12 protein-coding genes are annotated in these 14947 nt (G+C 37.3%); 6 read left to right on the top strand and 6 right to left on the bottom strand.

The features are described 5' to 3' along the window. Positions 1-8: 8 nt before the first annotated feature. A complete protein-coding gene (locus ACZZZC_RS06050) occupies positions 9-1931 on the bottom strand; it encodes a tetratricopeptide repeat-containing sensor histidine kinase (RefSeq protein ID WP_463486752.1) in 1923 nt (640 codons plus the stop codon). Positions 1932-2249: 318 nt separating this feature from the next. Here ACZZZC_RS06050 and ACZZZC_RS06045 point away from each other — a divergent pair, with 318 nt between their 5' ends. The 5 genes from ACZZZC_RS06045 to ACZZZC_RS06025 all read left to right on the top strand — a co-directional run bounded on the left by ACZZZC_RS06045 (position 2250) and on the right by ACZZZC_RS06025 (position 7202). Continuing rightward, the gene (locus tag ACZZZC_RS06045) at positions 2250-2588 is read left to right on the top strand and encodes a hypothetical protein (protein WP_463485254.1); all 339 of its coding nucleotides are present in this window, start codon (positions 2250-2252) and stop codon (positions 2586-2588) included. A gap of 63 nt (positions 2589-2651) precedes the next feature. Further along, positions 2652-2990, top strand: coding sequence for a hypothetical protein (locus ACZZZC_RS06040; RefSeq protein ID WP_463486751.1), 339 nt, complete (start codon positions 2652-2654; stop codon positions 2988-2990). Between the two features lie 51 nt (positions 2991-3041). Beyond that, a complete protein-coding gene (locus ACZZZC_RS06035; protein WP_463486750.1) occupies positions 3042-3881 on the top strand; it encodes a GLPGLI family protein in 840 nt (279 codons plus the stop codon). Between the two features lie 10 nt (positions 3882-3891). Continuing rightward, positions 3892-6564, top strand: a complete 2673-nt coding sequence (locus ACZZZC_RS06030; protein ID WP_463486749.1) for a carboxypeptidase-like regulatory domain-containing protein — start codon at positions 3892-3894, stop codon at positions 6562-6564. Positions 6565-6683: 119 nt separating this feature from the next. Beyond that, positions 6684-7202: a hypothetical protein gene (locus ACZZZC_RS06025; protein WP_463486748.1), complete on the top strand. Its 519-nt coding sequence runs from the start codon at positions 6684-6686 to the stop codon at positions 7200-7202. Between the two features lie 184 nt (positions 7203-7386). On the opposite strand, the gene ACZZZC_RS06020 is transcribed toward ACZZZC_RS06025, so the two are convergent. From ACZZZC_RS06020 to ACZZZC_RS06005, 4 genes are read right to left on the bottom strand one after another with little or no spacing between them, the layout of a single operon-like run. Then, a complete protein-coding gene (locus ACZZZC_RS06020) occupies positions 7387-8445 on the bottom strand; it encodes a hypothetical protein (protein ID WP_463486747.1) in 1059 nt (352 codons plus the stop codon). 16 nt (positions 8446-8461) lie between these two features. Then, positions 8462-9931, bottom strand: coding sequence for a hypothetical protein (locus ACZZZC_RS06015; protein ID WP_463486746.1), 1470 nt, complete (start codon positions 9929-9931; stop codon positions 8462-8464). Between the two features lie 17 nt (positions 9932-9948). Next, entirely contained in the window at positions 9949-10794 is an 846-nt protein-coding gene (locus ACZZZC_RS06010; protein WP_463486745.1) for an XAC2610-related protein, read from the bottom strand. 22 nt (positions 10795-10816) lie between these two features. Next, positions 10817-12919: a WG repeat-containing protein gene (locus ACZZZC_RS06005; RefSeq protein WP_463486744.1), complete on the bottom strand. Its 2103-nt coding sequence runs from the start codon at positions 12917-12919 to the stop codon at positions 10817-10819. 334 nt (positions 12920-13253) lie between these two features. Between ACZZZC_RS06005 and ACZZZC_RS06000 the strand changes: the two genes are divergently transcribed. Beyond that, entirely contained in the window at positions 13254-13694 is a 441-nt protein-coding gene (locus tag ACZZZC_RS06000; RefSeq protein ID WP_463486743.1) for a hypothetical protein, read from the top strand. A gap of 243 nt (positions 13695-13937) precedes the next feature. Here the strand turns inward: ACZZZC_RS06000 and ACZZZC_RS05995 are convergent, their stop codons facing one another. Then, positions 13938-14843 (bottom strand): glycerophosphodiester phosphodiesterase family protein, encoded by a 906-nt coding sequence (locus tag ACZZZC_RS05995; protein ID WP_463486742.1) that lies wholly within the window; start codon positions 14841-14843, stop codon positions 13938-13940. Positions 14844-14947 lie beyond the last annotated feature (104 nt).

Below are 14947 nucleotides of genomic sequence, written 5' to 3'. Positions count from 1 at the left end.
CAATCTTTTTAATCGTTAATAACTGGTATTGTAATTTCGACGCTAACACCCCTCCAACCATGTGCTTTTTTGTCTTTTACTTCAAATGCCGCATGTTGGTTATTAGATTTAAACAGCAATTCAAACCGTTCTTTTAATATAATTTGAGCCAAGGATTGTTTTTTCGGCGTATTTGCTGGCTTTTCTACCAATCCACTACCATTATCATCCACCTCAATCAACAACAAATCACCCTTTAATTTAAAAGAAATCAGGAGCAAGCCTTTATAGGCAATATTTCGGAAACCATGCTCAATTGCATTTTCAACGAAAGGTTGGATCAGCATGGGCGGAATGAGAGTTTCGTTTACATCAAGTTGGTGATCTACATCAATTTGATAATCGAATACGCCTGCATAGCGCATTTGCTGCAGTTGGATGTAATTGTTTAACGAAGTTACCTCTTCAGCTATTTCAATAAAATCTTTCCTGTTTTGTTCTAAAATGCCACGTAACAAACCCGAAAATGATTTAAGATAGCGGACAGATTCATCAATATGTCCTGATGCTACTATACTTTGCAAATTGGCAATGGCATTGAAAATAAAGTGCGGATTTAACTGGGCTTGAAGCATTTTTTGCTCCATGTTAAGGCGTTGATTTTCTGATTTCAATAAATTATTTTTCGATTTCAAACGCTGCTGGCGATAGATGATAAAGAAGAAAGAAATTACCCCTATAAAAATAAGCACCAATAAAAACATCGATGAACGTTGTTGTTTAATAATCGTTTCATTCAATTTATTCCGACCTTTTAATTCTGCAATATTCCGATCTTTTTTTTCCGTTTCGTACTGCTCATGCATTTCTGCGACTTTAACAGCTTCGATGGCTTCATTATTTTTAAGTTCAATTCTGTGAGATGCTTGCGCAGCTTCAAGTGCTTTGGCATATTCGCCCTTCGATTTATACGCATCAATCAGCCCATCGTAATAAACGCTTTTTTGCTTTCCAGATAAATCATTTTTTTCGAATGCAATGCCTTCTTTGTAATACTTGATGGCAGAATCGGGTTGATTGTTCCTGGTAAAACTAGTGGCCAAATTGTTAAATGCAATATCGTTGAGGTTATCGGTTCTCTTCAGATAGTTAAAATATCTTTTACTGGAAACCACAGCTTTTGCCGATAGACCTTGCTGACTATAAATCTGCGCCTCGTTATCGTAAGTGCGGGCCAGTGCTAAGCTATCGCCAATTTGCCTGGCCAATATTCGAGCCTGGTTGTTGTAAAACTCCATTTTTTTGAAGTTTGCCAACCGGGAAGCCAATAGAAAAGAGATATCGAAATAGCGCTGTTTAACTGCTGGATGAGATTTAAACGGATGATTATTAAAGTAAACAGCTGCATATTCCAATGATTTTTTTGCGTTCTGATTTTGGAAGTAAGCCTGTGCCAGCAAATCGTAAAAACGATAAGTTAGTCGGCTATTTGCACCTTCTGCTAATTTCATGGCAGCAAATATTTTGCTTGTCAACGCAGACTCAACCATGGAGCCATTACCCATGTTTTGTGCCAGAATTCCATAGATTTTTAAAAGCGCTAATTCATCATTCGGTTTGATAGATTTTATCTTTTGATATTCATTTATCGAACTATCGCGTTTTTTTTCCATGCCATATTTTCTGGCTTTGAAATAGTGATAATATGGATTAGCCGCTTTATTTGCAGAATTACTTAATAGACTATCCTCCTTAAAAATCATTTTTTTAACCTTAAACGCCGGGAGCGTATCTAGAGCAATGATGAATGACAAATAATCTTTTTTACCAATAACAACCTGATTGGCCTTTTGCTGGCCGTTGCTTTTATCATCCCTATTTCTGCAAGAGGAAATAAATAGGAAACTCAAGATAGCGCAAATGGCTAATGCAGTTCTTGCAGTGATATTCATTAATGCGGAGGTTGACTTCTTTAAAATTTATAAATATTCTCTAAATATATAAATAGAAATTTCCCTAAAAGAATCAGTTGAACATTCGCAGTTTTTCATTCCATATCCGTATTACTTCAATACTTATTTGATTTTTCAAGGACCTTATTCAACTCGAACAGCAGAAATAGAAAGAAACCAAACGAATATCAGTTGCACATCAGCGGCTATAGGTTAGTCGTTTTTTTGAAACACATTTCTCTCCAAATTCAAATCGGAAATAAGAAACCATCCTCTGATTTCTAAAAACTATTAACCATTTACTTAAAACAAAAAATCATGAAAAAACTATTCTTTGCATTGATTTGCACCGCAATTGGCTTTAGCGCTTCAGCTAATAATTTAATATCAAAAAGAGATGCAACTACAGAAACTAAAATTGAAGCTACACCAACATTTAAAAGGAATAACAGCATTGAAACTGGAAAGCTAAGCGCAGAAAAACTGGGTTTCTTTCGCAGACAAATGAATTTCACTTTTACTGATGCCTGTGGCAAATCATACGTTGTATACGTTTCTGGTCCGAGTAGCGCATCTAACTACTCATTATGGGAAACCGCAAACATCCATTTTCGTGGAAATGTAATGGCTGACTATTGGGGTTGCTACAGAATGTAATCGTTTGTAAGGCTAACTGCTAACAAAATAGTATTCAATCTAAAAAATTAAAATAAAAAAGTTATGAAAAAAATATTAATCGCACTGGCCTTTGCCATGTTAGGAACTGCATCATTCGCCAGTGATGCTAAACCCGTGAAAACAACATCTATCATCAATAGTACCGTTGAAACAAGTTCGTTATCTACAAAAATAGTGAAGGTAAATGTTGGAAGTGAAACCAGCGCTCTATTGCGCAGAGAGAAAGTTTTCCTATATACGGATCCCTGTGGTGTCAAATGGCAAATTCACGTATTTGCTCCCGATGGCACTGATAACCTGAGCATGTTCCTGGTTGGCAACAACTTTTTTTGGCAAGGCGTTAATTCAAGTTCTGACGGTTGCTACCATAACCAACCATAATTTGTAAAAATTAAATAAAGTAAGAGGATGGTTTCTTTAATTAAAAATAAAATGAAAAAATACTTCAAGTTTATATTACCGGCATTACTATTAGGCGCTTTATATTCCTTTAAATATAAAAGCAGCGGGCAAGAAGATCAACCAACCGCAATGGCTTACTATCATTTTTACCACATTAAAGATAGTACCCAAACGGGTAGATTATATAGTGAAGATTTTATCCTGGCTTTTAATTCCCAAAAAAGTGTTTACAGTAGTCAAACCCGAGTTAAGCAAGATTCTACCGTTCAGGCCATTTTAGCCGCAGCAGAAGCCAAAAACAGCGATGTAGTGGATATGGGAACCTATTTACCCGTTACCGAAGATGATATCTACGTCAACAATGGTAAGATTTCAATTGTAAAAAACACTCCCCAACAACGTTATTTAATTACCGAAATTCCTGATAAAATCGATTGGAAGATTGACAAGGAAACCAAAGATTTGCTAGGTTACACTTGCCAAAAGGCTACTGGCATTTGCAAAGGCAGGAAATATACAGCCTGGTTTACAACAGATATTCCTGCGAGCTTTGGCCCGTGGAAACTACAGGGTTTACCAGGTTTAATTTTAGAAGCTTATGACGACCGTCATTTCATCAAATTTACCTGTACAAAATTGGTCACTCAAGAGGATCTTCAAAACGTTAAACCAATCAATATTCCAGCAGATGCAATTTCAACAAACATGAAAGAATATGAGCAAATGAAGAAAGCGCAGGCTGATGGTTTTAACATGTTCGGCAATGATAGTGGAATTACCGTTGATAAGATCACTTCAAACGGCGGAAATAATAATGCTGCCCCAAGAAAAAAATTCACCATCAATTATCCTTTGGAATTAACCGATTAAGCTCAAAGACTTGTTAACGAAAGGCTTCCTTTTATGTTTACCACTATTATTTTGTGCGGTATTTTTATCCGCACAAAATACCGTAGCTGTAAGTGGTTCGGTAAAAGATAGTATCGGCAATCCGGTGGCTTTAGCATCAATAGCTATCGTAAACCAAGCTGGGGCAGGCATTAGCTTTGGCACCACGAATGATAAAGGTTTGTTTAGATGTGATTTCCAAATCGGTAATGAAAGCTACGCTATAAAAGTGACCGCAATGGGTTTCCAGCATTTTTACCAGGCCATAGAACAAAAGAACAAGGAGCTGGTAAACGTGGTACTTATGCAAAAAAGTTATAAACTTGCAGAGGTTACCATCAAATCAAACACTAAAATCAGCCTATCGAGTGATACCTTGAAATACAGCGTTAAAGGTTTTCAGGAATCTAACGATCGGGTAATTGGTGATGTGATCAACCGCTTACCAGGAATTAAAATCGATGAAAATGGCGCCATAAGTTACAACGGTAAGCGCATTACCAATGTTTATATAGATGGTGATAATTTATTAGATGGCCGCTACAAAATGGCCACCAATAATGTTCCTGTGGGTGCCGTAGAGCAGGTGCAGGTGATAGAACGGGATCAACCCGTAAAGGCACTGAATGGTTTTGTAAGCAGCAATAATGTTTCGCTAAACATCAAACTTACCGATAGTGCCAAAACGATGATGGTGAATTCGGCTTATCTGGGTGCAGGCAATAAGGCTTACGTGGCCGAGCTAAATAACCTAATCTTCAATAAAAAAATAAAAGCCATCAACACCTTTAAAACCAACAACATTGGCAAAAACTTAGAAGCCGAACAGGCGGTTTTAGGTCAGTCTTTTGCTAATGAAGTGGCATTAAAACTCCCCAAAACCTTCCTATCAATGGAAAGTGAAACCCTGCCTAACCTGAAAGAAAAGTATTATTTGTTAAATAATGACTATGCCGGCAGCCTAAATGCTTTGATAAAAATGAAAGCCGACTGGGGCTTGCGCTTAAATTTATCTACACTCCAATTGAAGCGAAAATTCCAATACAATAACACCGTAAATTATTTTTTAGGCAATACCGATACCATCCGGTTTAATGAATTTCAAGACAACGTTTACAAATTAAATCAGTGGCACGCCGAAGCGCAACTTGAAAAAAATAGCAAATCCATTTATTTGAAATCAATTACAAAATTCGAAATTCCAAAATGGAAAAGGAATGGCAGTACCATACAAAATGAGCAAGATTTCGGGCAGAGCCAACCTACAAATCAGTTATCCATTAGTAATGAAACCAATTTGGTAAAGGCTTTAGGCGTGAATAACATTTTGCAATACAATGGTTTGGTACAATATTATAAAATAGATGAAAACCTGAAAATTGCGCCAGGCATTCAGCAAAATATTGTAAATGGAGGTGCTGACTACTTAGCGTTAAACCAGCAAGCCAGCACTAAAAACATATTCATCAATCAATCTGCCACTTTTAAAACCAAGTTTAATCGCTTTGTTTTATCGGCAGCAGCCGGTGCTTCTTACGAACATAATCGATTAAACAGCCAACTATATAAAACCGATAGCACCAATAATATCACATCGGTTGGGAACCAATTTAAAAACGATATTGGGTTTGATAATTTAGGCTTATATGGACGAATTTCGGTACTTTATCTTTTGAAAAAAGGATCAATTAATTTGGAGGCAAGTCCAACTCTTAACAACATCGATTATTCCGAGGCAGAGAAAAGCACTGCTAAAAAGAACACGTATTTTGTGTTGAACCCAATTATTGAGTTTAGAAAAAACCTGGGAAAGTATAGTGAGCTGAATGCAAGATTTGCCCAACAAACGCAATTTGGACAAGTTAACGATGTTTACAGTGGCACCATCTTAGTGAACTACCGGCAATTTAATTTTAACGACACACCTTTACCGAAAACAGATCTGACTAACATTAACTTCAGATATTCTTACCGAAAGCCACTAAAAATGCTTTTTTACAACCTTATGTTCGGCTTCGACAGAACAAATCAAAACTTTATCAATTCTTATACTTTGGATAGCGGACTAACAAAATCAGTGGCTATCGATTTCAGGAATACTATCGATCAGTATTCCTTAAATGGCAACATTTCTAAATACATCTTTCCACTCGAAATAAATATTGCTGCAAATGGAAGCCTAAGTATGCAAACAGGAAACAATTTTTATAACGGTGAGATTACGCCCTTTAAAAGCTATCAATTGAACACGGGATTAAGTCTAAGAAAAAAGCTGTTTTCGAAAGTTACACTATCGTTGGCCGGAGACTTAAGCAGATCATTAAATAAACAGGAAAGTTTAAGCGGACCAATTGAAAATGAATCGGCAAACGAAAAAATAAAGGGCGAATGGCTACACAATTTGAGTTCAGCGCTTTCTTATGCCCTAACTTATAATTTCGTTTCTTACCGCCAGTTTTCGCAAGAACCCATCCGCAATCAGTTTTTAGATTTCAACTTAAAATATGCCCCCACCAACTGGAAAAGCTTCTTCGAATTTCAATGCGTGAATTTGACTAATCAGCGAACCTACCAGCAGATTACCTCTTCTGCAAACCAATTATCAACTTACCAAATGCCATTGCGACCAAGAACTTTTCTAATCAAGTATTCATTTACTTTTTGAGTAAAAATTTTCAAATAATCGTACAGAACTATTAAATAATCATGTAGGGATATCAAATATAAACCTTTGGCTTTTGTAGCGATGATTAGTACTACATTTAAATTTAAATCAGAAAAAACATGAAAACTTATAATTACCTGGAAGTAAATCAAGGCAAGGGCGTTGGCTTTGCACTGGCATACGTTGCACTAATAGTTGTAATCTTATCTGTGGTTTTCGGAGGTTTTGGAGGCCTTGCAGATGCTGTAAATAATTTTGGCAGCAGTAAAGTGTTGGGATTTTTGGTAGGTATAGTGCTCATTCTACCCATTTTCTTTCTGATCAGGTTGATTTATCCAAAAGTAAGCATTCACACCAATACGACTATGCTGACCATCGTAAAGAAAAACCAGCCAGATTTACTTATTCATTATAATGAAATTTATGCAGTTGCACTTAATGCACAACGTTTAAACACACTTACGCTTTACGGGAAATCGAACGACGTGCTATTCCATATCCAGCCATTTAACAATCACCAGTTGATGCCTGAATTGGTTAATGAGATTACGAAAAGCAATGCTTTTAGGAAATCGGTTACACAAAAGAGACTGTTAAACACCACCTACGATATGATCGTTTATCAACGAAGTTATTGATTGTAAAGAAGTTCGCCAAGCCTCTAAAATCGACCACCATACTTCGAAAATTTTGCCAAAAAGATGAGTTAACATCGAAATCAATAAAACGACACACCAAAACCCATTAGCATTAAAATTAGCCCAATTAAAGTAGCCCTAACAGTAGATAAATAATAAAGTTTTTCAGGCATATTTTTTCATGCTATTGCCTTACTTTAATCAGATACAACAATTTGGCACTTGGTGAGTAAAAGGAAAATCCATTTGGCGAATGATAAAATGCCTGATTAAAAAGATCAGTGGCAGAACCAGCTTTCTCAACAGTAAATAAACTTGGTTTAAAGCCATTGTGCCGCTCTTTTTCTACAACCAGCTTTGGAACCATAAATTCAAATTTTTTCCCGGCAACTTCAGTTTCAAAAAAACCTTTCCCTCGCCAATTATATACGCTAAAACCGCCATCGCCACCACCAATAACATGATAATATTTCATCTTCTCCTCCTGGTAAAAGTATAAAAGCTTTACATCTTTAGGGATCTGGAAATCGACCTCTCCACTCCTGAAAACCTCTTTTCGATACCTAAATGGGCTTTCTTCATCTGGCACATTAAAATATCCCGGCAGTTGTTGCCACAACAACTGCCACTTTTTATCCTCGTAAAAATACGTCTGAAGATACCATACATCCTGATTTACCAGTGAAATCGAAAAATGATATTTTCCAGTTGCCTTTATCGCTTTGATTTTAGCTGATATTCTTTCGTTCGTCCAGCTATTATCTTTATTCCATTCAATCACTTCATGTCTGGTGGTATCGCCATCTAATGGCCAGGAATTATAATAGCCACCTTTATCGCTGGTGTACACAATAAATTCGCCTATAAAGTTGCCCCAATGGCTACTATAAGCAACATAAATAGAATCTAAAACTTTGCCGGTCTTATCTATTTTATAATATCGGTTATCATGTTTGGTATCTTCATCAACCTTGGCGTCACAATCAACAATTAGCTGATTATTTACCGATTCGAAAATCCGAATAGGGTTGGGTGAAGCGGCACTCGATACCACTACCCGGGCCATCAGTTTTACATCAAAAACAGCAGAGCGATAATGTTCATTAATCTCTTGAAATGAAGTGTATTTCCCTTCCAAGGGGGCGTCGTTGCGGTCGATAATTAGCCTGTTGTTATAATAATATAGTGATACCGCCAAACCAATTGCCAGTGTAATACCAATCCCCAGCCACATCTTTTTCATTTATTAAAACTGAAGATTATTTAAAAAACGTATAAACAACCTTAATTTCATTTGGTGTGGAATAACTATCATCGCCTCGTTTTTGAACACTTTGGAAAGCTTTAATGATCCCGTTTTCGAATTGATAAACCATTTTAGATGATTTATATTTATTTATATTTTCAACCACTAATTCTCCACTGTCGCTCATTGTAAAAGTCTTCGTTTGAGAATCTCCACCATAGCTTTCGGTCACGGTTAGTGGTAAAGTAAATTGGTTGTTGCTGTAACAAACACTGGAATTTCGGTCTGCATCGCTATAATCTAAACAAGTCTGGCCGTTTCTCGCTGCAATTTTATAGGCTTGACCACTATTTATTTTCATTTCTTCGTAATCTACCTTTTCAATCGAGTACCTATCAGATTCAAGAAACAACCTACCAACCATATTGAAAGTCTCCAACTTGTAATCATCCTTGGTAATGATCACATCATCCTGATAAAATAAGCGGGTTTTAATCTTTCCATCTCGGGAAATAGTTTGAGGCAAATTACTACTGTATTTTATGATTAGATGCTCGTCACCTTCATCAATATATTCTGTCAACTGTCCCATCTGGTTAAACTTAAAAGTAAGTTTTTCCTTTCCGCTAGGCAACAAGGAAATGCTGCTCACATTTTTTAGATTGATAAACTGAAAAGGTATAATATACTCTCCTAATATTTCCTGTTGCAAAAAGGCATTGATATTGGGTTCAACATCTTTGGCCGCACGGGTAGTCTGCATCAGTTTTTCAACCGTTAAGCTGTCTTTTTTAAAGCTGGCATAATAAGATGATGTTTTATTTACGTGAGCAGCTTTTCCAATCTGCTCTGTTAATTTAACCATTTTGTTGCCCTGCAAAATTTCGGCTTCAGGCTTTCCGCTCCAATAAATAAAACCTTCATGGCGCAACTGCCTGTCAAGAAGATTCAAATCTTGCTTGCCATTGTTGGCTACTTTGATAAAAGTATTTCGGTAAACGTGGTGATAATTAACTTCGTTTTCAGGAAAATTTTGATGCAATTCATCCCATTCTCTTTTAACCAAACCACGCATGCTGTAATAATCCGTACTTAAATCGGCGGCCTTTGGCTGACTGCGATAAGTTTTGCTTTCGCGATCTGCCATCCATTTCACATCATAAATTACAATCTGAGGTTTTCCTGCTTCCAGCACCAAGGTATCACAGTCGGTACAAATCTTTTCTTTTTCAAATTTAGCTTCTTGCGGAGAAACCATAATCATTGGAGGTGCAGCATATCCTGGTTGTTTATTGTCAGAAAGTGAAGGCGGAGGTGGAGGTGCTTCAACAACGTCTTTAACAATGGGTGGCGGCGGTCCAAAATATTTCCTAACCGTTTTTACAGCTTTTTTCTTTACTATTTTCTTTTGAGCAGCAGCTGTTCCTACTACTAATAAAGCAGTCATCATAAACAGCATTCTTCTTAAATATTTATTGAGCATAGCTTCTATCTTTAGGTTTATTTACTTAGATCTTTTGAGCGAACCCACACGAGCTTATTACTCGGTGCGAAACGATATACATCCTGCCACCACCTGGCTCCTCCGCGACAAGCCGTAAACAACAATTTCTTTTTTGGATCTAAAGTCACATCGCAAAGGCAATTGCATTTGGCATTGGAGTTGTCGGGCTCCAATAATTTTTCGAACCGCTTAGAATTTTGGTTGTATAGAAAAATGCTAAACTCCTGATATACGCCCATTCCGGCATCAGGGATAGAGAAAGCGATATCGTCATATCCATCAAAGTTATAATCGGCAATGTAGCTTCTACGGACTGGATTAGGCGAATCCAACGCCGGAAGGAGTGTATTGAACAACTTACCATCAGCATATTGAATACTTAATTTATGATGATCAAAATGATTAAAACTGATTAGCGCACCATGCAAAAGATATTGGTCGTTCTCCAGTGTCCCCTTCCCTTCCAACTGAACGAGATTAAACTTCTTGGCATCTTTCTTTCTCCAATACGAAGCCTTTTCTACAGCGTTTATATTATGCATCAGCGTGTAAGTTCCATTCACTTTACCATCAATCATTTCATCCCAGATAAAGGTTTCATCATCTGGCTGCCCATCACTCCTGCCGCTGGTGTCTCTTTTATAGCTTTTGATTCGCAAGGCGATATTTCCTGTTTGTCCCACATATTTAACAAAAGCTCCTTTACCTTGATCGCCGAAGTATAGATTTAATCGAAATGGCTTTGCTAAACCCACAGATTGCAGGATGTAAGGCTGAGCATTGCTTTTACAAAAAGTAAAAACCACTAAACAGATTAATATTGTAGAACATTTGTTGAGCATGAATTCGGATTTTTAACCGCTTTTAAAAGGAAGTATATTCTACCTGTTCACCATACTCATTGTAGCTGGTTCTATCTTTAAATTTGATTCGCGTTTTTTTGTCAGCGCTTTCCCTGTCTAAATCGTATAATTCGCTATCAAAGCGTTTTACTACACTACCCTTTTTATTAATAAGCGCATATGAATTATCTTTCATTTGTACCAGAGCGAGTTTTGAAGTGGTGAAGAAGCTATGTGCATATTGAAATTTAAAAGGAATAGCCAGCTGCCCGGCTGGGTTGATATATCCTTTTTCATTATTGCTATTTTCGACCAAAGCAAGGCCTTCGCTAAAGGGTTTTGCATCCTCCCAGCCTTTGGCCCCTAGATTAATGCGGATATTGTTCTGTTTATCTACAAAATAATATTTACTATCGGTATTGCCGTTTGGCTCTTTTTTGGCTTTTCGCACAAGTAGTAAACCGCTGTTATAACCACCGTAAATATCGTCGTACTTGTTCTGCGTTAAATTCGTTCCGTTTACATCAAAAACATTGGTTTTATTATTGCTCTTGGCCAGGAAAGAACTTCCATCTATCTCAACATCGTCATATCTAAAAGGCAGTACTACTTTGAAATTCCTGTCCAACACACCCTCCTTTCCATCCTCTGCCTTAGCCCACCAAAATTTCGAGCTTGTAAATTTTAAATTATCGTACTCCATCGGAAGAACAATTTTTCCGGTATTAATGTCAGCTACTCCGTTTAGCCCATTTGTTCTGGGTTCTATCTTCACATACCTACCATCAAAAATCTCCGTATCATCTATTTTATAAGCGACCTTTTCAACCGTTTGTGTTTTATAATTTATCCAGTAAGTGTTGTCAACATCTCCATACTGATCCCAGTAGTAATAGCGGTTTAACTTACGGAAATGCTCGTTAAACTGTGGCTGAATTACCCACTTGCCTTCTTTATTTAAAAAACCAGCCTTTTGTTTAGCAAAATCCATTGCAAGAAAATATTCCTCTGGCGCTTCGTCATATTTAAAGGTATAGTCAACATCGAAATTTTTCATTTGAGGCACACTATCGCTCACGGAGAAGCCAACGCTACTTACCGGACCTGCAAAGGTATAGATTGCCGTTTTTCTACTTCCTTTTTCAGCATCTGATAAAGCTGTCGGTGCCTGTGCTTTAAGCCATTTATCGAGGTCCTTTTCAGTTTTAATCTCGTCGGCTTTAACCCCATCTTTTGCTTTCTCTAGTATCTTAATATAATTTTCGTAAAGCTTTCTTTTTGCCGGCGTAATTTCGGTATTGCTGCTGCTTCCTTTTTCCGCTAAAACCCTTCCATCTTTATAATAGGCTTGTATTTTGATATCCCGATCGTTCTCTACATCAGGTAAACTACAATGTACCTGATTACCAACAATGGTATCTAACCGGATGATTCCATAAGGCGTTTTCACTTCAGGACTGTTCGGTGAAACTTTGTAGAGTGTTTTGCTGGCCACTGGAAGGCTTATTTTGTATTGAATACTCCGGATCGGTTTTGATGACATCAAGGCAATACTCTCGTTGAAGCTACTGGCCTTATAAATGTATTTCTCCAGGGCATTCATTCCTTCTTCATCAATAAACTCATATTCTTCGCCCTTATCTTTCTCTATTTTAGTATGTTTTTTACCGATACTGTCGAGCGTCAAATAACCCTTATTGGTTTCAGTTCCATCCATAAAAACAAACTTTTGAGGGGTAAAAACCGGCTCCATATCTGCATTGTGTAGAAAATAGCTACTTTCCTCACCCATTAAAGTCAGCAAATCATATTCATCTTTATCTAATGAAATCATATTATAGGGATACTGCAAGCTAGTACTCACTTCTAAATTTTTGAAAAAACGATAGAGTGCGCTATCACTAACGGCTTCTGTCCGTGTTGACTGGAAATTACTGGCTTTCTCTACTGAGAATTTCTCAGTAGTACCAGCGGTAATCATAATCCTGGTATCGCTCAGCTTGATAATGCCTTTCAAATTATTAATATCATCATCTATTTTAGCCAGCAAATCTTTTTTCGATTGCGCCATACAAGAACTAAAGAATACAACACTTAAAACGAGCAGGTATTTGTTGATTTTCATGATACAGGATTAAATATGACGATGCAAGATAGATTTTGGAGCATGCATCTCTACGAATTTATCAATCTTTAAGAAGTGAAAAAAAAGCGATTAGAATTCGTAGGGGTTGGGATGATATCTGGTGGGTTTTGACTATTATTTGTCTATTGATTAACAGGTGAACGACATAAATCTAGCTGTATATCATTCTACCAATCCTTTCAAAACAATTCTGCCGATTCTCTGCTTTTATAAATATGAAACCATCATGATTGTTCGACCCATATAGTGGAATGAATAAATCTGATACCTGCTTGTAATAGCAGCGTTTCATCACTCATTAAATTTATAAAAGATGAAGATTCTAAAAGCAATTTTGGCTGGCTTCGCTGGCGCAGCCGCCTTAAATATATTACACGAAACGGTTCGCAGGCTTGATGCCGATGCACCAAGAGTGGATTTGGTTGGAGAAGAAGCTTTAACCCGCTCCATGAACAGCCTTAACCTCGAAGCGCCAACAGGCAAAGACCTGTATGCCGCTACTTTAGCCGGCGACATTATTAGCAATACCATCTATTACAGTGCAATTGGCATGGCTGGAAGTAAAAATGTTTATTTAAAAGGAGCCCTTGCAGGTTTAACTGCTGGGCTGGGTGCCATTAAACTCCCAAAAGAAATGGGTTTAGATGATGAACCTGTAACCAAAACAGATAAAACCAAGTTGCTCACTGTAGCCTGGTATTTAATCGGTGGCTTGGTAACCGCAGCGGTATTTGATCAGTTTAAAAAGAAATAACTGTAGAACGGCTACCCTTTGTTCGAGACAACATTACACGTTGTTAACCCTTTGCTAACCCTTTCTATACCTATCGTTAACCCCTTTTTAACCCTTTGCTTACCCAAATAGTTAACTTTGACACTAGAAATGGTAAAATTTAGGTTATTAAGTGTTAACCTCATCATCCTCCTTGGCTTGCCTATTGCATGCCTATCCCAGTCCTAAGGCATGATGATGGCATTTTAAGGCATCTATAAATTCCTATTGATGCAATTTTCGTTCCTTTAGATATTTGATTAAATCTGCCGGGCGATCGCTTTGAATAAATACAGGGTTAAAATCTAGTAACCAACCCCAGCTTTCGGTTTTTTGATTTTGCTCCACTGCCCGATCATCATCGTGACCGCCATTGAGGGATGGCCACAAGCTGTTAAGCCAAACGATTTGATTTTTAGCAATCTGCGGAAGTTTTTTGAGATTAGCTAAGGTATCTGCACTGAAAATCGGTTGGATAACACTTTTCTCTGAACCTCGATAACCTTCTGTAATTTTTAAAGCATCAGGATTGGTCATATTAACCACCACCATAATGTAAGCTTCAGCAGGGATTTTCTCTGTTGAAATCAATTTTTCGTAAGGAATATTGTCGCCAACATTTACAACTGCTTGCTTAAGGGTTCCGGTTTCCTGCAAAACTTTAAATACCTCTGGCAAGTGATCGTTGCCCTTATCCACATTAATCAGAATTTTATCTTTCGCTACCATCATCAACTCTTTAAAGGTAGGAATTGGGTTTGCGGTTACTCTGCCTAATCCATTTCTCAGCTTAAATTTTCTAATTTCTTCTAATGTAAAATCACTCACTTTACCTTTTCCATTGGTGGTACGATCGATTGTATTATCATGCATCACCACCATCTGGCTATCTTTGGTCATTTTTACATCAAGCTCCATCATATCGAAACCTTTATCAATGCTATTTAACAAAGCATGCAGCGAGTTTTCAGGCGCATTTCTCCAGTCGCCACGATGTGCTACCACTAGAATTTCTTTATGGGTACGATTAAAAACCTGCTCCAGTTTTTGGGCAGGATTTTGTGCAAGAGCAGAAGTTAGGTTTATCGCTCCCGCGAAAAACACAAGAAAAGAAAATCTGATTTTCATCATTTAATTTTGATAAAAAGTGCCTGTATCACCATTTTAATCCTTCGAAAAACTCAGGATGAAAACCTTAAATGATGATACAGGCGCTAATGTTTGCTAATAAAAAT

Source organism: Pedobacter sp. AC212, from assembly GCF_979258625.1.
Note: the sequence above shows the minus strand (reverse complement) of the source record. Positions and strands in the feature narration are given on the sequence as shown.